This is a genomic window from Kocuria himachalensis, assembly GCF_054784195.1.
In genome coordinates this window covers 262,715-280,297 of record NZ_BAAGPL010000015.1, presented here as the reverse complement: position 1 = coordinate 280,297, position 17,583 = coordinate 262,715, and the positions used below count along the sequence as shown (strand labels likewise).

Sequence of the window (17,583 nt, the reverse complement as noted above, 5' to 3'; positions counted from 1 at the left end):
GGTGTCCCGCTCAGGCGCCCACGTAGGCCGCGAGGTGCTCGCCGGTGAGGGTCGAGCGGGCGGCGACGAGCTCGGCGGGGGTGCCTTCGAAGACGATCCGGCCGCCGTCGTGGCCGGCCCCGGGACCGAGGTCGATGATCCGGTCCGCGTGGGCCATGACCGCCTGGTGGTGCTCGATGACGATCACCGACTTGCCGGAGTCGACCAGCCGGTCGAGCAGACCCAGCAGCTGCTGCACGTCGGCGAGGTGCAGACCCGTGGTCGGCTCGTCGAGGACGTAGACGCCGCCCTTCTTGCCCAGGTGGGTGGCCAGCTTGAGCCGCTGCCGCTCGCCGCCGGAGAGCGTGGTGAGCGGCTGGCCGAGGCTGAGGTAGCCCAGGCCCACGTCGGCGAGCCGGTCCAGGATGGCGTGCGCGGCCGGGGTCCGGGCGTCCCCGGCGCCGAAGAACTCCTCGGCCTGCTCGACCGGCATCGCGAGCACCTCCGCGATGTTGCGCCCGCCGAGGGTGTACTCGAGCACCACGGCCTGGAACCGCTTGCCCTCGCACTCCTCACAGGTGGTGGCCACGCCGGCCATCATCACCAGATCGGTGTAGATGACGCCGTTGCCGTTGCAGGCGGGACAGGCGCCCTCGGAGTTGGCGCTGAACAGCGCCGGCTTCACGCCGTTGGCCTTGGCGAAGGCCTTGCGGATCGGATCCAGCAGCCCCGTGTACGTCGCCGGGTTGCTGCGGCGGGAGCCGCGGATGGCGCCCTGGTCGATCGACACCACGTCCTCCCGGCCGAGCACCGACCCGGAGATCAGCGAGCTCTTGCCCGAGCCGGCCACCCCGGTCAGCACCGTCAGCACGCCGAGCGGGATGTCGACGTCCACGGAGCGCAGGTTGTGGGTGTCGGCGCCGCGGACCTCCAGTACCCCGGTGGGGGTGCGCACCGAGGACTTCAGGGCGGCGCGGTCGTCCAGGTGCCGCCCGGTGAGGGTGCCGCCGGCGCGCAGACCCTCGACCGTGCCCTCGTAGCAGACGGTGCCGCCGGCCGTGCCGGCGCCGGGGCCGAGGTCGACCACGTGGTCGGCGATCGCGATCGTCTCCGGCTTGTGCTCCACCACCAGCACGGTGTTGCCCTTGTCCCGCAGCCGCAGCAGGAGGTTGTTCATCCGCTCGATGTCGTGCGGGTGCAGCCCGATGGTCGGCTCGTCGAAGACGTAGGTGACGTCGGTGAGCGAGGAGCCGAGGTGACGGATCATCTTGGTGCGCTGGGCCTCGCCGCCCGAGAGCGTGCCCGAGGACCGGCTGAGCGAGAGGTAGCCGAGCCCGATCTCCACGAAGGAGTCGAGGGTCTCGCCCAGGGCCGTGAGCAGCGGTGCCACGGACGGCTCATTCAGCTCCCGCACCCACGCGGCGAGGTCGCTGATCTGCATCGCACAGGCGTCGGCGATGCTGATCCCGCGGATCTTCGAGGACCGGGCCGCCGCGCTGAGCCGGGTGCCCCCGCACTCGGGGCAGGCGGTGAACGTCACTGCCCGCTCCACGAAGGCACGGATGTGCGGCTGCAGGGCGGCCACGTCCTTGGACAGGAAGGACTTCTGGATCCGGGGGATCAGCCCCTCGTAGGTCAGGTTGATGTTGTCGACCTTGATCTTGGTCGGCTCCTTGTGGAGCAGGTCGTGCAGCTCGGTCTCGGTGTAGTCGCGGATCGGCTTGTCCGGGTCGAGGAAGCCGGAGCCGCCGAAGATCCGGCCGTACCAGCCGTCCGCGCTGTAGCCCGGGATCGTGAGCGCGCCCTCGTTGAGGGACTTGGACGCGTCGTAGAGCTGGGTCAGGTCGAAGTCGTTGACCTGGCCCATGCCCTCGCAGCGCGGGCACATGCCGCCGGTGATGGAGAAGCTGCGCCGCTCCTTGATCGTCTTCCCACCGCGCTCCATGGTGACCGCACCGGCGCCGCTGATCGAGGCGACGTTGAAGGAGAACGCCTTGGCCGTGCCGATGTGCGGCCGCCCGAGCCGGCTGAAGAGGATCCGCAGCATCGCGTCCGCGTCGGTGGCGGTGCCCACGGTGGAGCGGGCGTTGGCGCCCATCCGCTCCTGGTCCACGATGATCGCGGTGGTGAGCCCGTCGAGGACGTCGACGTCGGGCCGGGCCTGCGTGGGCATGAAACCCTGCACGAAGGTGCTGTAGGTCTCGTTGATCAGCCGCTGGGACTCCGCGGCGATCGTGCCGAACACCAGGGAGCTCTTCCCGGAGCCGGAGATCCCGGTGAACACCGTCAGCCGGCGCTTCGGCAGCTCCACGCTGATGTCCCGCAGATTGTTCTCCCGCGCGCCCTGGACGCGGATCAGGTCGTGGCTGTCAGCCATGTGCGGCGCAGCCGACGGTGCGGGGGACTGCGGGTCCTGGTGCGGTGGTGTGCTCATCGTGTCTCCATCCCTGGGGCGCCGACGTCGGGAATCCACAACGCTGCCCGGTTCGATCCGACCGCTTCCGAGCATACGTGCGGCCCGCCCGGCGGTGGCGGAGTCAGCGCCGCTGAGAGCGGAGCCGCTCAGGGCAGAGCCGCGCACAGCAGAAACGGGTTCCGCTCGAGGGAGCCCGGGTCCACGCTGGGCCCATGAACACCACCACCGCACCACCCCGGACCCCGATCGACGACGAGCTCGCCTCCCGGCTGCTGGAGCAGCGCATCATCGTGCTGGGCGCCGAGCTGGACCAGACCACCGGCAACCGGCTGTGCACGCAGCTGCTGCTGCTCTCCGCCCAGGACCCGCGGCGGGACATCAGCCTCTGGATCAACTCCCCGGGCGGCTCCGTCCCGGCCATGCTCGCGATCATGGACGTCATGCGGATCATCCCCAACGACGTGTCCACCCTCGCCATGGGGCTCGCCTGCAGCGCCGGGCAGTTCCTGCTCTCGGCCGGCACCCCGGGCAAGCGCAACGCCCTGCCGCACGCACGGATCCTGCTGCACCAGGGCTCGGCCGGGATCGGCGGCACCGCCGTGGACATCGCCATCCAGGCCGAGGACCTGCGCCACACCCGGGACACCGTGCTCGGGCTCATCGCCGAGCACACCGGCCAGCCGCTCGAGCGGATCATGGCCGACTCCCAGCGGGACCGCTGGTTCACCGCCGAGGAGGCCCTCGCCTACGGCTTCGTGGACCGGGTCATCGCCGGGCTCGACGACGTGCGGCCCCGCTCCGCCACCACGGCCGCCGCGGGGGTGGGGTCGTGAGCAGCTACGCCGTGCCCTACGTCGTCGAACGCACGCCGAACGGCGAGCGCAGCATGGACGTCTTCAGCCGCCTGCTGGTGGAGCGCATCGTCTACCTCGGCACCGAGATCGACGACGGGGTCGCGAACGTCCTGATCGCCCAGCTGCTCTACCTGGACTCCTACGGCTCGGATCAGCCGATCGGCTTCTACATCAACTCCCCGGGCGGGTCCACCACGGCGATGCTCGCCGTCTACGACGCCATGCAGCACGTGGCCGCGCCCGTGGAGACCACCTGCGTGGGCCAGGCGGCCTCGGCCGCCGCGGTGCTGCTGGCCGCCGGCGCCCCGGGGCGCCGCTCGGTGCTGCCCCACGCCCGGGTGGTGCTGCACCAGCCGGCCGCGCAGGGCCAGGGCACCATCCCGGACCTCATCCTCGAGGCCGAGGAGATCGCCCGCACCCGGGCGCAGCTGGAGCAGGTGCTCGCCCGGCACACCGGGCGCAGCCCGCAGCAGGTGCGGGTGGACACCGACCGGGACCTCGTGCTCACCGCCGAGGAGGCCGTGCGCTACGGGGTGGCGGACCGGGTGGTGACCCCGCGGGAGGTCCGGGGCCGGTGAACCAGGCGGGACCCGGGGGGAGCGCTCAGACGGCCAGGGCCACGGGCCCGGCCAGGCAGACCGGCCCGCCCGGGACGGCGCGGGCGGCCGGAGCGCTGTCGAGCAGCACCCCGGTGGTCCCCTCGGTGAGGTCGACCAGGTTCAGCCCCAGGGCACCGACCACCGCGGCGATGATCTCCGACGAGGGGTCCTTCACTCCGCGCTCGATCTCGGAGAGGTACTGCGTGGAGACCCCGGACGTGCGGGCCACCTGCGCCAGCGTCAGCCCCTGCGCCAGACGGTGGCGGCGCAGGAACATCCCCAGCACGGACCGCCACAGCGGGTCCACCGGCGCTCGCGGCGCGGCGCGCTCCCGCGGTGCCGGCACCCGGGCCGGACCGATCGTCGCGCTGGGAGCCGGTGTGGGGCGGATCACGCTGCTCATGGACCCATGCTAGGTCCGCCCCCGGTCCGGCGGGGAACTGCTCTGCTGTGAGCAGATCACCTGCTCGCTCCGGGCAGATCACCCCAGCCTGTCCCCGGGGCGGGTGCGGTGGGATACTGCTGGCATGCAGTCGCCACAAATGGGCGATCTAATCCACGCGGGCACGGAGGCGCTTGAACGGTCCGACTGGGCCGGCGCGCGCCTGGTGTTCGAGCGCGTCCTGGACGGCGACGGATCCGCCGTGAACGCGGAGGCCGCCGAGGGTCTGGGCCTTGCCCTGTGGTTCCAGGGCCAGGTCGCGCAGGGCATCCAGTGGCGCGAACGGGCCTCCACCGCGTACGCGGCAGAGCGGTGTGCCGACGACGCCGCCCGGGTGGCGGTCTGGGTGTCCGATCAGCACATGATCGCCGGCCGCCCGTCCGCGGCGCGGGGCTGGCTCGCCCGGGCCGAGCGGGTGGTCGAGGGCACTCCCGTGAGCACTGGGCACGGATGGGTGGCGATCGGGCGGGCCGAGCACGCGACGTCCGTCGAGGAACAGGCGAGACAGGCGGAACGGGCGCTGCGCATCGGCCGGGAGACCGGCGCCGAGGACCTCGAGGTCCTCGCGCTGAGCCTCCTCGGCCGGGCGGAACTGGCCGCCGGTCACCGGGAGCCGGGCATGCGCCTGCTCGAGGAGGCCATGGTTGCGGCCACGGCGGGACGGGTCCGCAACATCCACACCGTGGGCTCGGCCTACTGCCACCTGGTCACGGCCTGTGCCGAGGCGGAGGAGTGGGACCGGGCCAGGGAGTGGTGCGAGCACGTCGAGGCCTTCGCGCAGGCCCACCGTGCGGCGCCGCTCATGGGGGTCTGCCGGACGGTGCACGCCGACGTGCTGCTCGCCACGGGCCACTGGTCCGAGGCCGAGGTGGCGCTGGAGTCCGCCGTGGCGGCCCTCGACCGGTCCATCCCGGAGCTGAGCGTCCCGGCGCTGGCCTCCCTGGCCGAGCTGCGGATCCACCAGGGCCGGCTGCGCGAGGCGGAACAGGTGTTGTCCGGGCGCGAGGAGCACCCGTCGTCGTTGCGGTCCCTGGCCCTGCTCCACATCGCGGAGGGACGACCGCAGGTGGCCGTTTCCCTCCTCGAGCGCGGCCTGTCCGAGACGGAGGGGCACGCAGTGCGCACCGCGCAGCTGCTGGCGGCCCTCGTCGACGCCTGCCTGGCGGCCGGGGACCTCCAGGCCGCGGAAACGGCCACCGAGCAGCTCGACCGGCTCGCCGCGGAGTCCGGGATGCGTCTCGGCTCGGGGCGCGCGGATCTGGCCGGAGCACGGTGCGCCCTGGCCGGTGGCGACCGGGGCACGGCCGCCGAGCGCGCCCGGCGGGCGCTGCGCGCCTTCGGCGCCCTGGCGATGCCACTGGACGCCGCCCTGGCCCGGCTCGAACTGGCCCGCTCGGTCATGGGCGATTCGCCCGAGCTGGCGCGGGAGGAAGCGCTGGCCGCCCAGCGCGCCTTCCGCGCACTCGGCGCGTCCCGGGAGCTGGACGCCGCGGCCCAGCTCCTGCGCGAGCTGGGGGGCGGCACGGGCCCCCGGCCGAGGAACGGGGGAGACCTGACGTCCCGGGAGCACGAAGTGCTCGACCTCATCGCCCTCGGGATGTCCAACGGGCAGATCGCGAGAGCCCTGCGGATCAGCGAGAAGACCGCCGGGCACCACGTGAGCCGAATCCTGATGAAGCTGGGCGTGCACAACCGCGCGGAGGCGGTGGCGCACGCGGTGGGAAGGGACCGGGGACATGAACCCGGGATAGGGCACGAATAGGGAGTTCTCCCGATGTTCCGTCCTGTCGATCGGCGGATGCTGGGACGCATGGCACAGCTGAACAGCACTCCAGCAGCAGGCCTCGACCCGAGGCGCCCGACCCATCGACCAGGAGACCCCGTCATGAGCCAGACCACCACGAACCAGACGGCAGACCAGCAGCTCAAGGCCAAGCACCGCGCCATCTGGGCCTCGGGCGACTACCCGACCATGGTGGACACGTTCCTGCTCCCGCTCGGCCCGCGCCTCGTCCAGGCCGCGGGCATCGGCGCCGGACAGCGCGTCCTCGACGTCGGCGCCGGCAACGGCAACGCCTCCCTCCCCGCGGCCGCCACGGGCGCCCGCGTCACCGCCAGCGACCTGACCCCTGAACTGCTGGCCAGCGGCCGGGAGCGCGCCGCGGTCGCCGGACTCGACCTCGAGTGGGTCGAGGCCGACGCCGAGCACCTCCCGTTCGCGGACGCCTCCTACGACGTGGTGATGTCCTCGATCGGCGCGATGTTCGCCCCCCACCACCAGCAGACGGCCGACGAACTGGTCCGCGTGGTCCGCCCCGGCGGGACCGTCGCCCTGCTGAGCTGGACGCCCGAGGGGATGGTGGGCGAGCTCTTCCGCACGATGAAGCCCTTCGCCCCGACCCCGCCTCCGGGGGTGCAGCCCCCGCCGCTGTGGGGGAGCGAGGAGCACCTGAGGGGGCTCTTCGGCGGACGGGTGGAGTTCCACACGGTCCGCCGCGACGTCCTCGAGGTCACGGCGTTCCAGCGGGCCCGCGACTTCGGCGAGCACTTCAAGGCCAACTACGGTCCCACCATCGCCACCCGGGCGAATGCGGACCGCGAGGGCCGCGCCGCAGATTTCGACGAGGCGCTCGACCAGCTCTGCGACGAGTGGAACCAGGGCACGCCCGATCGAGCACGGTTCGAGATCGAGTACCTGGTGGCGATCGGCACCCGGCCGTGACCGACGTCGGGTGAGCCCGTCGGGCCACCGGCCTCGGTGACCGTTGCCAGAGCCGACGGCCCAGCGGATCCGGGACGGGACCACGTCTCGTCAGTCAGGGCGGGGGACGCACAGCGTCCCCCGCCCTGCATCCTGCCCTCGGGGTCGGGCTCTGCGGCCAGTCTCAGGAGCAGGTGTTGCGGCGCTGCTCCGCATTGGACGGGTTGTTGTAGCAGGTCTGACCGGTGCCACGCGTCGAGGTCATCACGACCGGCTCGCCGGGGCGGCTGGTCTCGGCGCTGAGGGGCGCGAGTTCACGCCGAGTCGTCGTGACGGCGGGATCAGCGGGCGTGCAGGTGGGTCCGGTCACGATCGGCTCACCGGGCAGCGTCTCCCTGGTGGTGCTGGGCTGGATCGGAATGGTGGTGGTCTCCTCGAAGGGATCGGCCGGTGCACTCTGGGTCGAGACGCGCGGGTTCGTTCCGCCTCCCGGAAAGACAATGAGTTGCAGCTCATCACGGCCGTTGTACGAGTAGGTGGTCGTGGTCGTCGTGGTGATCGTGCGCTGTCGGTACGAGATCGTCCGGTCCTGTACCTGGCCCTGCGTCGTCGTCCGCACGAAGCTGGTCCGCTGCGTCGTCGTGGTGCAGGTTTCGCGCGCCTGCGTCGTGACCGTGTGCTCGGTCTGCGGCGTGGTGACCGTCGTGTACACGGTGGTGGGAGTCGTCGTGGTCGTGACCACTGCGCGCTCACACTTCTCGACCGGCTTCTTCGCGTTGTCGTTGTTGACCCGCTTACATCTGATCGTGCCGGGGGCTTCGGTGCTGGTCGGCGTGCCGCGCTCGGTGCGATCCGTCGTCCTGGGCGTGCCCGGAACGACCGTCACGACGTCGGTCGACTCGCCGACATCGCGCTGCTCGGTTTCAGTCGTGGGCGCTCCGGTCGGGGTCGTGGGACCGTCGACGAAGATCGGGCTCGTGCCGTCGGGCCGTGGTTCGCTGACCGTGGTGGTCGGCCCACCGAACGGTCCGGTGACGGATTCGCTTGTCGTGACGACACAGCGGTCCCCGCCTCGAGTCGCCCCGGCCGTGAAAGCCCCGCCTCGCTGCTCACACGTGTGGGGGCGCGTGTGGTCCGCATGCGCCGGAGGCGCTGCAAGTGCTCCTGCGAGAAGCAGTGGTGCTGCGACGGCGATCACGCTACGAATCCTGAACATGAGTGGTCTCCTTCAAGTTACAGGGGGGTAGTTGCAGACGTTACGGACTGGACCGGCGCTCGACCAGACTTTTGTCCAGGTTACGATTGCAAGCCTTCCGTATGCGGCGCAGCACTGTGGACAACCTGAACGGTGGGTTTCATGGCAACGACGTCCTGCCCGCGGGCACTGGTGTATGCCCATCACCAACGGCGAGAATCCGGAGGGTCCGATGTCGATGGAGACGGCGATGACGATCAACCTCGGACCCTTGACCGGCAACCAATAGGTTGCCTATTCTCAGTGCGTGGACATCGTGTTCCAGGCCTTGGCCCATCCCGCGCGGCGGCTCCTGCTGGAGGAGCTCGCCGCGCGGGATCGCCAGAGCCTCTTCGAGCTCACCGTGCGGCTCGTCAACGACCACGGCCTGGCCATGACCCGGCAGGCCGTGACCAAGCACCTGGCCGTGCTGCGCGAGGCCGGCCTGGTGACCACCACCGTCCAGGGGCGCACCACGGTGCACCACCTGGACACCTCCCCGCTCACCGACGCGCGGCAGTGGATGGACTCCCTGCCGCCCCCGCCGAAGGACACGCCGTGATCATCACCTACGCCTCCGTCTTCGTGGACGACCAGCAGAAGGCCCTGGAGTTCTACACCGACAAGCTCGGCTTCCAGCTCAAGGTCGACGTGCCGACCGGCCCCTACCGCTGGCTGACCGTGGTCTCGCCCCAGGCCCCGGACGGGGTGCAACTCCTGCTGGAGCCCTCCGAGCACCCGGCCGTCCACCCGTTCAAGGAGGCCCTGGTGGCCGACGGCATCCCGTTCAACAGCTTCGGCGTCGAGGACGTGCAGGCCGAGTACGAGCGGCTCACCGCCCTGGGCGTGCACTTCGTGCAGGAACCGTCGCCGATGGGCCCGGTCACCACCGCGGTGCTCGACGACACGTGCGGGAACCTCATCATGATCGCGGAATTGACCGACCCGGAAGCCGCTGGGCAGTGAGCGCGGCACGGGGCATGGCCGTCCTTGGGAACGGAAAGCCTGCCCCTCCGCCTCGAGGTGGTCCGATAACGCGGTAGTCACGCCCTGGTGATTGGATGTCTGGTACGGCGACGCAGGCGCGGCGTCGGCCGCGGGGCGAGATCATCGCGCCCCTGGCCACTCGGTGCCGCCCGGCCGCAGTGCGGGCGGCGGAGGAGCTGCTCCCCGCGCCGGTGAGGAGGATGTCATGAGCAACGAACCCGATCTGCCCCCGCTGATCCACGTGGAGGTCCGGGCAGCCGAGCTGGAGGACCTGCGGGTCTTCGCCCGGGAGACCGGCGCGGATCTGGGCTGCCGGGCGACACCGCGGCGCGAGGCCGACGACTGGGTCGTGGACGCCTACCTGCCGGAGGACCGGCTCGCGACCGCCCGGAGCTTGCGCGCCGCCGGCCGGGTGCAGCTGGAGGCCCGGGAGAACGCCACCGCCGTCGGCCGGGAACGCCAGGCCGAGGTCGGCACCGGCAACCGGTTCAGCGGCGGTGACGTCACCCGCGGCGGTCAGACCGTCCGCGGCACGGATCTGGCCCCCGTGCGGGGCCTCGGGGAGAAGCGCTGATCACCATGGCCTACCTCAATGTCGACGAGATCGAGACGGCCCTGCAGTCCCTGGCCGCCGAGTACCCCGAGCTCACGGAGCTCATCGACCTCCCGCACCCCACCCACGAGGGCCGCCGCACCCGCTGCCTGCGCATCGGGGCCGACCCGGATCGGAACGGCATATTGCTCCTCGGCGGCGTCCACGCCCGGGAGTGGGTGCCGCCGGATGCCCTCGTGTCCCTCGCCGCCGATCTGCTGGAGGCCGGCGCCCTCGGCACGGGCCTGGTCTACGGGAATCACCAGGTCCCCGCTGAGCGGGTGCAGCAGGTGCTGGAGGGCACCAACCTCTACGTTTACGCGTGCGTGAACCCGGACGGTCGGCACCACAGCCAGACCGTGGAGCCCATGTGGCGGAAGAACCGCCGCCCCCACCCGGCCGGCGGCCTCTGCACTGGGGTGGACGTCAACCGCAACTTCGACTTCCTCTGGGACCACACCACGGCGTTCCACCCCGGGGCCGAGGTGGCAACCTCCGCGGATCCCTGTGATCCCCGTCAGGTCTACCGTGGGCCCTCGGCCGCCTCGGAGCCGGAGACCCGCAACGTGGTGCACCTGCTGGACACCCGGCCCGGGATCCGCTGGCACGTTGACGTGCACAGCTTCGTCCCGGTGATCCTGCACAACTGGGGCAGCGACGAACACCAGACCACGGACCCGCCGCAGAACTTCCGCAACCCCGCCTTCGACGGGCTGCGGGGGATCCCCGACGACACCGCCTACCGCGAGCACCTCCCCGCCGCGGACCTCGACGCCGAGATCGCGCTGGGGACCGTGATGAGCGACGCGATCCGGCAGGTGCGCGGCGACGTGTACCCGGTCGTGCCGTCCTTCGGAGGGCTGTATCCGACCTCCGGGACCAGCGACGACTACGCCTACAGCCGGCACTTCACCGACCCGTCACGCTCCCGGGTGCTGGGCTTCACGATCGAGTGCGCGCACAGCTTCCAGCCCACGTGGGCCGAGGCGGAGCACGTCATCCGCGAGGTGTCCGCGGGCCTGCTGGCCCTCGCCGCAGAAGTCGCCGACGCGGTCGCCGGCGAAGGACAGGCGTCCACCGCTCAGGAGAGGACGTCCTGAGCAACACGTCCGGTGGATCGGGACCCGGGGCATCCGGGTCCGGGCGATCACGACAGGCCGTTCAGTCCTCGGCCACGCTCAGGGCACCGGACGGGCACCTCTCGACCGCTTCACGAGCCGCATCCTCCTGCGCGGCCGAGGGCGTGTCGGTGAGCAGGACGACGACGGCGTCCTCGTCCTGGTCGAAGAGGTCAGCGGCGACGAGCACGCAGTTGCCGGAGCCGATGCACACGCTGCGGTCGGCGCAAATACGCATGACGTCCTCTCAGCCCAGGTGCACGGGCAGGGCGCGGTAGCGCAGCCAGAGGGGCAGGGGCTCGACCTCGAGCTCCGAGCGGTCCACGGCCAGACGCAGCCCGGGATTGCGCTGGACGAGGACGCCCACGGCGATGCGAGTCTCCAGGCGGGCCAGGTTCGCCCCGAGGCAGAAGTGCACGCCGTGGCCGAACGCGAGATGATTGTTGGGCCGGCGGTCGATGTCGAACCGGTCCGGGTCGGGAAACTCCCGGGGGTCGCGGTTCGCGGCGTGCAGCAGCGGCACGACGGAGGCCCCGGCCGGGATGGTGGTGGCGTGCCAGGTGACGTCCGTGACGGCGGTGACCGGCTCGGTGCCGCCGATGGGGCTGCCGTAGCGCAGCAGCTCGTCGATGGCGCCGCGCCAGAGCCCGTCGTCGTCGGGTGCGGCGCGCAGCCTCTCGAGTTCCTTCGGGTGGTCCAGCAGGGTGAGGACCGTGTTGGTGATCAGGTTGTAGGTCGTTTCGTAGCCGGCCGTGACCAGCAGGAACACCATCGCGGTCAGCTCGTCGTCGCTGAGGCGGTCGCCTTCCTCCTCCGTCTGGATCAGTCCGGTCAGGATGTCCTCGCCGGGTGCGGAGCGCTTGTGCTCGATCAGTGCACGGACGAGGTCGGTCAGCGCGTTCACGTCCCGGGACCAGCTGTCCTGGCCGAGCGCGGTCATGCCGGCGATGAGGGCCTGCACTCCCTGCTGGAACCGGTCCCGGTCGGCGAGGGGAACACCGACCATCTCGTTGATCACCGTCGTGGGGATGGGCAGGGCGAACTGCTTCCGGAGCTCGATCTCGCCGGCCGGTTCGAGCCGGTCGAGCAGGTTGTGGGACAGCTCCCGCACCCGGTCGCCGATGCCGGCGATCGCCCGCGGGGTGAAGGACTTGGCCACCAGTCCACGCAGCCGCCGGTGCGCGGGATCGTCCATCAGGATCATGCTCGAGGTGGTCAGCAACCGCATCGGTTCCTGCACGGACTCGGAAAACTGGTCCAGCAGCGCCGGGCCTCGCCCACCGGGGGAGCGCTGGAACCGCGCGTCGGACAGCAGCGCTCGGCAGTCGGCGTAGCGCGAGAGCATCCACAGGTCCTGCTCGCCCATGTACGCCATCCGCCCCTTGTAGACCGGGGCGTTGTCCCGCAGCCACGCGTAGTGGGAGTCGGGATTGGCCAGGAACTCGGGGCTTCCGACGGTAATGGGGTGGACGATCGAGGAGTCAGCGGCGTTCATGACGGTTCCTGCTCACCTCAGGGCGGACCGACTCCCGCCCATGCCGACCGACCATCCGTGCCATGGCTGCTCCTACCGTCCACATTCAACGGTAGTAAGGCAGCAGGGCGCCTTCAAGGGCAGGAAGCGCGGTTGCCGCGCCACGGACGACGGGCGGATTCCACGGTGGGTGCCGGCGGGCGTCGTCGACCCTGGCATGCAGCTCGGGGCGCCTTCCCGCAGGAAGGCGCCCCGTGGACGGCATGGCCGGAGACCGGCCGGGCTCAGTGCCCGGTGGCCGACGATCCGCTGGACGAGCCGGACCGGTTCCACGCCTCGAGGCCGAGGGTCTCATGCGTGGGATAGACATCGGCGTCCGCCGACGCGCCTCACCGCCTTGGGCGTGCGCTTCGTGCAGGAGCCGACCGCGATGGGCCCGGTCACCACCGCGGTGCTTGATGACTCGTGCGGCAACCTGATCCAGATTGCCCACTTGAACGATCCGGCGGCGCATGCCGCCCAGTGAGTAGACCGTCGGCAGGTATCCGCAACGCGCATGGGTCGCCGTCGGTTGCTGATTGTCGAGGCGCTCAGCGCGAGGTGCGGTGACGGCTATCTGCCCGACGGATGTCGGTACTGACGGTTCGTCTGCATTCGAGTAGCAGCTTTCCCGTAATAACCGTATTGACTTCCTCCCCATCCTGGCGGATGCGGATTCCTACGCGGCCGCTCGGGTGCGGTCCGTTCGGTGGGTTCCTGCTTCGCTGGGGTTCGCGCACGCGAGCGTACGTCTGACATCCCCTCCACAGGCGTTTAGGGTCTCCGCCAGCCCGGCGGCGACCATAATATTCACAGCAGCGTTGTAGTCTCGGTCCAGCCGCGCGCCGCACGCTTCACAAGTCCAGATGCGTATGTGCAAAGGCTTGACGCCGTCCTGCACTCCGCACACGGAACACACCTGGCTGGTGGGCTCCCATCGGTCGATCCGTACCACGGTGCGCCCGCGCGCGATGGCTTTCTCTTCAACAAGCCGCCGGAGCGTGCCCCATCCGGCGTCGTGAATAGACTTGCCCATCCGTGTCCGAACCAAAGCGATGATGCTCAATGTCTCCAAGGCGACCGTTTGGTTCTCACGGACGAGTCGGAGAGCGAGCTTGTGGTGGTGATCCAGTCTAGTCTCGCGCACCTTCCGGTGCAGCACGGCAACCCGATGACGGGCTTTTTCTCGATTGTGGGAGCCTTTCTGTTTACGGGATAGAGCTCGTTGGGCTCGAGCAAGTCGCCGTTCTTCCGACCGGAGCCACTGTGGGTTGCCAATTTTCTCCCGCGTGCCGTCCGAGCAGGCGATGGTGGCGAGGTCAGTGAGTCCGACATCGACTCCTGCAACTCTCTCGATTGCGGGCAACGGCGGTAGTAGTGGAGTTTCTACCACGAATGAAACGAAGTACCGGCCGTCAGCCTCCAGGATGACCGTCACCGAGGACGGGACCGAGGGTAAAGGGCGAGAAGAAGCGAACCGAACCCGCCCTACCTTCTGCAAGTTGATGTGACCGACACCGTCGGCAGTTTGCTCCACCTTGAAGCGAGCGTTCGCAGTGAACCGTGCAGATTGTTTGCCACGCCTGGACTTGAACCTCGGAGCCCCGACCTTCTTGCTCTTCTGATTCTTGGCGAGCGCGGCGAAGTAATTCCGGTACGCCCTGTCCGCGTCCCGGAGAGACTGCTGGAGCGCAACGCTGGACACCTCCGCCAGCCACGCTCGTTGCGGAGTACGTTTCGCCTCCGTAAGCAACCGCTTTGAAAGCTCTCCGACGGTGGGAAATGGTTCCCCGTTGCGCCGGGCGGTCTCACGGGCTGCTATTACGTCGTTGTAGACCACTCGGGTGCACCCGAACACCCGGACAAGGTGTTTGACCTGGTCACCTGTGGGATAAGCGCGGTATCTGTAACGCTTGAACACACTCATAACCGTAGACACAGCCTCAGACATTTTTATTGCTGTATCGCCAAGCCCGAACGACGCCGCGAACCCTCGTCGTGTTGACCGAGGCCTTCGGGTAGCTGGCCGTCGTCTCGCCGCAAACTCCAGCTGGGGTGCCGCTGCTGCTCGAGCTCTCCGGCCGCCCGGGTTCCCACCCATTCAAGAAAGCCCGGGTCTCCTACGGCATCGCGTTCAACAGCTTCGAGGTCGAGGGTGTCCACTCTGGGTACGAGCGGCTCGACGCCCTGGGCGTGCGCTTCTTGCAAGGGCCGACCGCGATGAGCCCAGTCACCACCGCGGTGCTCGACCACACCTGCGGCACCGTGATTTGGGTCGCCCAGATGAACGACTCGGCGAATGCTGGCCATTAGGCACGGCACTGGGTCGGCAACGACTAAGGGGCGCCTCCCGCAGGAGGCGCCCCTTGTGGGCGTTCGAGCCGGAGCCCGGCCGGGGGTCAGTGCCCCGTGGACGTGGACCCGGTGGAGGACCCGGACCGGCCCCAAGTTTCGAGCCCGAAGGTCTCGCACTCAGTGGACTCGGGGGCCTTGGTCTTCTCCGTGCGCGGGGCGGGTGCGGCGTCCTCGGCCGACGGAGCCGTCAAGTCATGCTGGGCCCGAGGCGTGACCGGCTGCGGGGCCTCGCCTGACTCGGGACGCGTCTCCGTGCCCCACGGCTGCTGCTTGCCGACCGGTGCAACGACGACCGGCTGAGCGCCGGTCTTCCGCGCCGGCTGCTCGTCCGAGTTCGCATAATAGGATTTGCCATAGTATCCGTAATACCCCGCGTCCATACCAGTGGTAGGCACCCGGTTGAGCACCACGCCGAGCACGTTGCCGCGCACCTGGTGCAGGTTCCCCAGCGCCTTGGACAGCTCGTCGGTGGTGGTCCGCTGTGCCGTGGCCACGATGATGGCGCCGTCGGCGGAGGCCGTGAGCAGGGCGGCGTCAGTGACCGGCAGCAGCGGAGGAGCGTCCACCAGGACCAGGGCGTCCTCGGCGAGGGTTTCGAGCATGGCGTGCATGGCCTTCGAGGACAGCAGCTCCGTGGGGTTCGGGGCGGTCCGGCCGGCACCGAGCACCTGAAGGTTCGGGAACTTGTCGTAGGTCTGGAGGACCTCGTCCACCTGCACCTGCCCGGTCAGCACGTCGGTGACGCCCACGCCGGGCACGAGCCCGAACAGGTCAGTGACCACGGGACGGCGGAGGTCGCCGTCCACGACGACGACGTTTCGCCCGGTCGAGGCGATGGCCACCGCCAGGTTCGCCGTGATCGAGGACTTGCCCTCACCCGGCAGGGAGGAGGTGACCACGATCATCTTCGGCGGATTGTCCACGGAGACGAAGCTGAGGTTGGTGCGCAGCTCGCGCAGGGCCTCGGAGAACTCGTGGTGGCCGCGCCCGGCGGAGAAACCGGTCTCGATGATCTCGCGGTGGTCGGCCAGCCGGTCGTCGGTGGGGATGACACCGAGCACCGCGACGCCGAAGCCGTCCCGGATCTCCTCGACGGACTTGATGCGACGGTCCATCTTGTAGCGGGCAAAGGCGTAGAGCAGACCCAGGCCCAGACCGCCCACGAAACCGAGGGCCAGGTTGAGCTTGAGGTTCGGCGAGGACGGCGCCAATGGCAGGGAGGCGTTGCTGAGCGGCTGGACGGCGACGCGGTTGATCGCGTCCTCGTCGCCCTGGCTCTCGAGCTCCTGCACCTGGCCGGCCAGGGCCACGACCCAGGCGTTGGCCAGGTCGGCGGCCTCCGTCGGGTCCTCTGCCTCGGCGGTGATGCGCAGCTCCGGGGTGTCCAAAGGGACGTCCGTGGCGATGCGCGGCAGCAGCTCCTCCGGCGTGGCGTCGAGGTCGAGCTCGTCGATCACGGACTCCGCGACCGGTCGGGACGTGGCCAGGGACTCGTAGGAGACGGCCTTGGACTGCGCCAGGTTGTTGCCGGCCAGAGCGCTGGCCAGGTCCTGTTCGCCCGTGGCGACGACCAGACCGGACGCGGTGGCCGAGTAGATCTTCGGCTGGATGAGCGTCCAGCCGAGTGCGAGCAGCGTGCACAACAGCGTGATCAGCGTGATGGCCCGCCAGTGCGTGCGCACGAGCCGGAGGAGATCCCGTGCATCCAGAGCGGGGGCCTCCCGCTCTGCGTCAAGGTGCTCCATGGTTCTCCTCGGGATCGGCTCGGGGGTGGGGGGATGGATGGGCGTCACTCGCGGATGCCGTCCTGGTGCTCACGGAACCAGTCGACGGTGGACCGCAGACCCTCCTGCAGGGGGATCCTGGCGGTCCAGCCGGCGTCGGCCAGCTTGGAGACGTCCATGAGCTTGCGGGGGGTGCCGTCGGGTTTGGTCGTGTCCCACTCGATGGCACCTTCGTAGCCGACGGCCTCGGCGACCAGGCTGGCGAGCTCCTTGATGGTCACATCCGTGCCAGTGCCCACGTTGACGTGGGAGTCCCCGTCGTAGTGCTCGAGCAGATGCAGGCAGGCCTCGGCCATGTCGTCCACGTGCAGGAACTCCCGCAGCGGGGACCCGGTGCCCCAGTTGGTCACCGACTCCGCCCCGGACAGACGGGCTTCCTCGTAGCGGCGGATCATGGCCGGCAGCACGTGGGAGCCGGTGGGGGAGTAGTTGTCCCCGGGCCCGTACAGGTTGGTGGGCATCGCCGAGATCCATGGCAGTCCGTACTGGCGGCGGACGGCCTGGATCTGCAGGATCCCGGCGATTTTGGCGATCGCGTAGGCGTCGTTGGTGGGCTCCAGGTGCCCGGTGAGCAGGTACTCCTCCTTCAGCGGCTGCGGGGCCAGCTTCGGGTAGATGCAGGAGGACCCCAGGAACAGCACCCGTTCCACCCCGTGGGTCAGGGCGGCGTCGAGGACGTTGACCTGGATCCGCAGGTTCTCGCTCAGGAAGTCGACCGGGTAGGTGTTGTTGGCCAGGATCCCGCCGACCTTCGCCGCGGCCAGCACCACGTACCGCGGCTTCGCCTCGGCGAAGAAGGCGAACACCGCCTCCCTGTCCTTGAGGTCCAGCTCGGCGGAGGACCGGCCGATGAGGTCGGTGAAGCCCTCGGCCTGGAGCCTGCGCCAGATCGCGGAGCCGACCAGTCCGCGGTGGCCGGCCACGTAGAACGGGGCGGTGCGGTCCAGCGGGCCGGGCGTGAACGACGTCGTGGCCTCGGCGGTCTTCTCGGTGGTCTCTGCTGTCATGG

At 70.0% G+C, this 17,583-nt stretch carries 17 protein-coding genes and 1 pseudogene; 10 read left to right on the top strand and 8 right to left on the bottom strand.

The features are described from left to right. Positions 1-10: 10 nt before the first annotated feature. Positions 11-2,413 carry an ATP-binding cassette domain-containing protein gene (locus tag ACYVM4_RS10470; RefSeq protein ID WP_460668518.1) on the bottom strand — a complete coding sequence of 801 codons (2,403 nt, stop codon included), beginning with the start codon at positions 2,411-2,413 and terminating at the stop codon, positions 11-13. A 194-nt stretch (positions 2,414-2,607) separates the two neighbouring features. Between ACYVM4_RS10470 and ACYVM4_RS10465 the strand changes: the two genes are divergently transcribed. Both ACYVM4_RS10465 and ACYVM4_RS10460 read left to right on the top strand, forming a co-directional pair. Further along, positions 2,608-3,228 carry a ClpP family protease gene (locus ACYVM4_RS10465; RefSeq protein ID WP_460668517.1) on the top strand — a complete coding sequence of 207 codons (621 nt, stop codon included), beginning with the start codon at positions 2,608-2,610 and terminating at the stop codon, positions 3,226-3,228. Then, complete coding sequence (locus ACYVM4_RS10460) at positions 3,225-3,827, top strand: ClpP family protease (RefSeq protein WP_460668516.1); 603 nt, start codon at positions 3,225-3,227, stop codon at positions 3,825-3,827. Before ACYVM4_RS10465 ends, ACYVM4_RS10460 begins: the two co-directional genes overlap by 4 nt. A 25-nt stretch (positions 3,828-3,852) precedes the next feature. Here ACYVM4_RS10460 and ACYVM4_RS10455 read toward each other — a convergent pair whose 3' ends face one another. Continuing rightward, complete coding sequence (locus ACYVM4_RS10455; protein WP_368821804.1) at positions 3,853-4,251, bottom strand: helix-turn-helix domain-containing protein; 399 nt, start codon at positions 4,249-4,251, stop codon at positions 3,853-3,855. 124 nt (positions 4,252-4,375) lie between these two features. On the opposite strand from ACYVM4_RS10455, the gene ACYVM4_RS10450 reads away from it, so the two are divergent. Next, positions 4,376-6,052, top strand: a complete 1,677-nt coding sequence (locus ACYVM4_RS10450; RefSeq protein WP_460668515.1) for a LuxR C-terminal-related transcriptional regulator — start codon at positions 4,376-4,378, stop codon at positions 6,050-6,052. 123 nt (positions 6,053-6,175) lie between these two features. Continuing rightward, positions 6,176-7,012, top strand: coding sequence for a class I SAM-dependent methyltransferase (locus ACYVM4_RS10445; RefSeq protein WP_460668514.1), 837 nt, complete (start codon positions 6,176-6,178; stop codon positions 7,010-7,012). 163 nt (positions 7,013-7,175) lie between these two features. On the opposite strand, the gene ACYVM4_RS10440 is transcribed toward ACYVM4_RS10445, so the two are convergent. Further along, complete coding sequence (locus tag ACYVM4_RS10440) at positions 7,176-8,189, bottom strand: hypothetical protein (protein ID WP_460668513.1); 1,014 nt, start codon at positions 8,187-8,189, stop codon at positions 7,176-7,178. A gap of 304 nt (positions 8,190-8,493) precedes the next feature. On the opposite strand from ACYVM4_RS10440, the gene ACYVM4_RS10435 reads away from it, so the two are divergent. The 4 genes from ACYVM4_RS10435 to ACYVM4_RS10420 all read left to right on the top strand — a co-directional run bounded on the left by ACYVM4_RS10435 (position 8,494) and on the right by ACYVM4_RS10420 (position 10,904). Beyond that, positions 8,494-8,787, top strand: coding sequence for an ArsR/SmtB family transcription factor (locus ACYVM4_RS10435; RefSeq protein WP_460668512.1), 294 nt, complete (start codon positions 8,494-8,496; stop codon positions 8,785-8,787). Continuing rightward, positions 8,784-9,191, top strand: a complete 408-nt coding sequence (locus ACYVM4_RS10430) for a VOC family protein (RefSeq protein ID WP_460668511.1) — start codon at positions 8,784-8,786, stop codon at positions 9,189-9,191. The genes ACYVM4_RS10435 and ACYVM4_RS10430 overlap by 4 nt, the downstream gene beginning before the upstream one ends. A 226-nt stretch (positions 9,192-9,417) precedes the next feature. Then, positions 9,418-9,786 (top strand): hypothetical protein, encoded by a 369-nt coding sequence (locus ACYVM4_RS10425; RefSeq protein ID WP_460668510.1) that lies wholly within the window; start codon positions 9,418-9,420, stop codon positions 9,784-9,786. A 5-nt stretch (positions 9,787-9,791) separates the two neighbouring features. Further along, positions 9,792-10,904 (top strand): M14 family metallopeptidase, encoded by a 1,113-nt coding sequence (locus tag ACYVM4_RS10420; protein ID WP_460668509.1) that lies wholly within the window; start codon positions 9,792-9,794, stop codon positions 10,902-10,904. 61 nt (positions 10,905-10,965) lie between these two features. On the opposite strand, the gene ACYVM4_RS10415 is transcribed toward ACYVM4_RS10420, so the two are convergent. Both ACYVM4_RS10415 and ACYVM4_RS10410 read right to left on the bottom strand, forming a co-directional pair. Next, on the bottom strand, positions 10,966-11,160 hold the full coding sequence (locus ACYVM4_RS10415) for a ferredoxin (protein WP_460668508.1): 195 nt from the start codon (positions 11,158-11,160) through the stop codon (positions 10,966-10,968). 9 nt (positions 11,161-11,169) lie between these two features. Continuing rightward, positions 11,170-12,417 (bottom strand): cytochrome P450 family protein, encoded by a 1,248-nt coding sequence (locus ACYVM4_RS10410; protein ID WP_460668507.1) that lies wholly within the window; start codon positions 12,415-12,417, stop codon positions 11,170-11,172. Positions 12,418-12,781: 364 nt separating this feature from the next. Between ACYVM4_RS10410 and ACYVM4_RS10405 the strand changes: the two are divergent. After that, positions 12,782-12,922 (top strand): annotated as a pseudogene (locus ACYVM4_RS10405) (VOC family protein); the annotation flags it as partial. A 192-nt stretch (positions 12,923-13,114) separates the two neighbouring features. On the opposite strand, the gene ACYVM4_RS10400 reads toward ACYVM4_RS10405, so the two are convergent. Next, positions 13,115-14,386 (bottom strand): RNA-guided endonuclease InsQ/TnpB family protein, encoded by a 1,272-nt coding sequence (locus ACYVM4_RS10400; protein ID WP_460668506.1) that lies wholly within the window; start codon positions 14,384-14,386, stop codon positions 13,115-13,117. 104 nt (positions 14,387-14,490) lie between these two features. Here ACYVM4_RS10400 and ACYVM4_RS10395 point away from each other — a divergent pair, with 104 nt between their 5' ends. After that, positions 14,491-14,748, top strand: coding sequence for a VOC family protein (locus ACYVM4_RS10395; protein ID WP_460668505.1), 258 nt, complete (start codon positions 14,491-14,493; stop codon positions 14,746-14,748). An 86-nt stretch (positions 14,749-14,834) separates the two neighbouring features. On the opposite strand, the gene ACYVM4_RS10390 is transcribed toward ACYVM4_RS10395, so the two are convergent. After that, a complete protein-coding gene (locus ACYVM4_RS10390) occupies positions 14,835-16,535 on the bottom strand; it encodes a tyrosine-protein kinase domain-containing protein (RefSeq protein WP_460668504.1) in 1,701 nt (566 codons plus the stop codon). A gap of 44 nt (positions 16,536-16,579) precedes the next feature. Then, on the bottom strand, positions 16,580-17,581 hold the full coding sequence (locus tag ACYVM4_RS10385; protein ID WP_460668503.1) for a GDP-L-fucose synthase family protein: 1,002 nt from the start codon (positions 17,579-17,581) through the stop codon (positions 16,580-16,582). Between the last annotated feature and the right edge of the window lie 2 nt (positions 17,582-17,583).

What these genes read in the sequence shown, in the direction of transcription:
- ACYVM4_RS10470 (WP_460668518.1), bottom strand. Translation starts at nt 2,413, where the DNA reads ATGAGCACACCACCGCACCAGGACCCGCAGTCCCCCGCACCGTCGGCT.
- ACYVM4_RS10465 (WP_460668517.1), top strand. Translation starts at nt 2,608, where the DNA reads ATGAACACCACCACCGCACCACCCCGGACCCCGATCGACGACGAGCTC.
- ACYVM4_RS10455 (WP_368821804.1), bottom strand. Translation starts at nt 4,251, where the DNA reads ATGAGCAGCGTGATCCGCCCCACACCGGCTCCCAGCGCGACGATCGGT.
- ACYVM4_RS10450 (WP_460668515.1), top strand. Translation starts at nt 4,376, where the DNA reads ATGCAGTCGCCACAAATGGGCGATCTAATCCACGCGGGCACGGAGGCG.
- ACYVM4_RS10445 (WP_460668514.1), top strand. Translation starts at nt 6,176, where the DNA reads ATGAGCCAGACCACCACGAACCAGACGGCAGACCAGCAGCTCAAGGCC.
- ACYVM4_RS10425 (WP_460668510.1), top strand. Translation starts at nt 9,418, where the DNA reads ATGAGCAACGAACCCGATCTGCCCCCGCTGATCCACGTGGAGGTCCGG.
- ACYVM4_RS10420 (WP_460668509.1), top strand. Translation starts at nt 9,792, where the DNA reads ATGGCCTACCTCAATGTCGACGAGATCGAGACGGCCCTGCAGTCCCTG.
- ACYVM4_RS10415 (WP_460668508.1), bottom strand. Translation starts at nt 11,160, where the DNA reads ATGCGTATTTGCGCCGACCGCAGCGTGTGCATCGGCTCCGGCAACTGC.
- ACYVM4_RS10410 (WP_460668507.1), bottom strand. Translation starts at nt 12,417, where the DNA reads ATGAACGCCGCTGACTCCTCGATCGTCCACCCCATTACCGTCGGAAGC.
- ACYVM4_RS10400 (WP_460668506.1), bottom strand. Translation starts at nt 14,386, where the DNA reads ATGTCTGAGGCTGTGTCTACGGTTATGAGTGTGTTCAAGCGTTACAGA.
- ACYVM4_RS10390 (WP_460668504.1), bottom strand. Translation starts at nt 16,535, where the DNA reads ATGGAGCACCTTGACGCAGAGCGGGAGGCCCCCGCTCTGGATGCACGG.
- ACYVM4_RS10385 (WP_460668503.1), bottom strand. Translation starts at nt 17,581, where the DNA reads ATGACAGCAGAGACCACCGAGAAGACCGCCGAGGCCACGACGTCGTTC.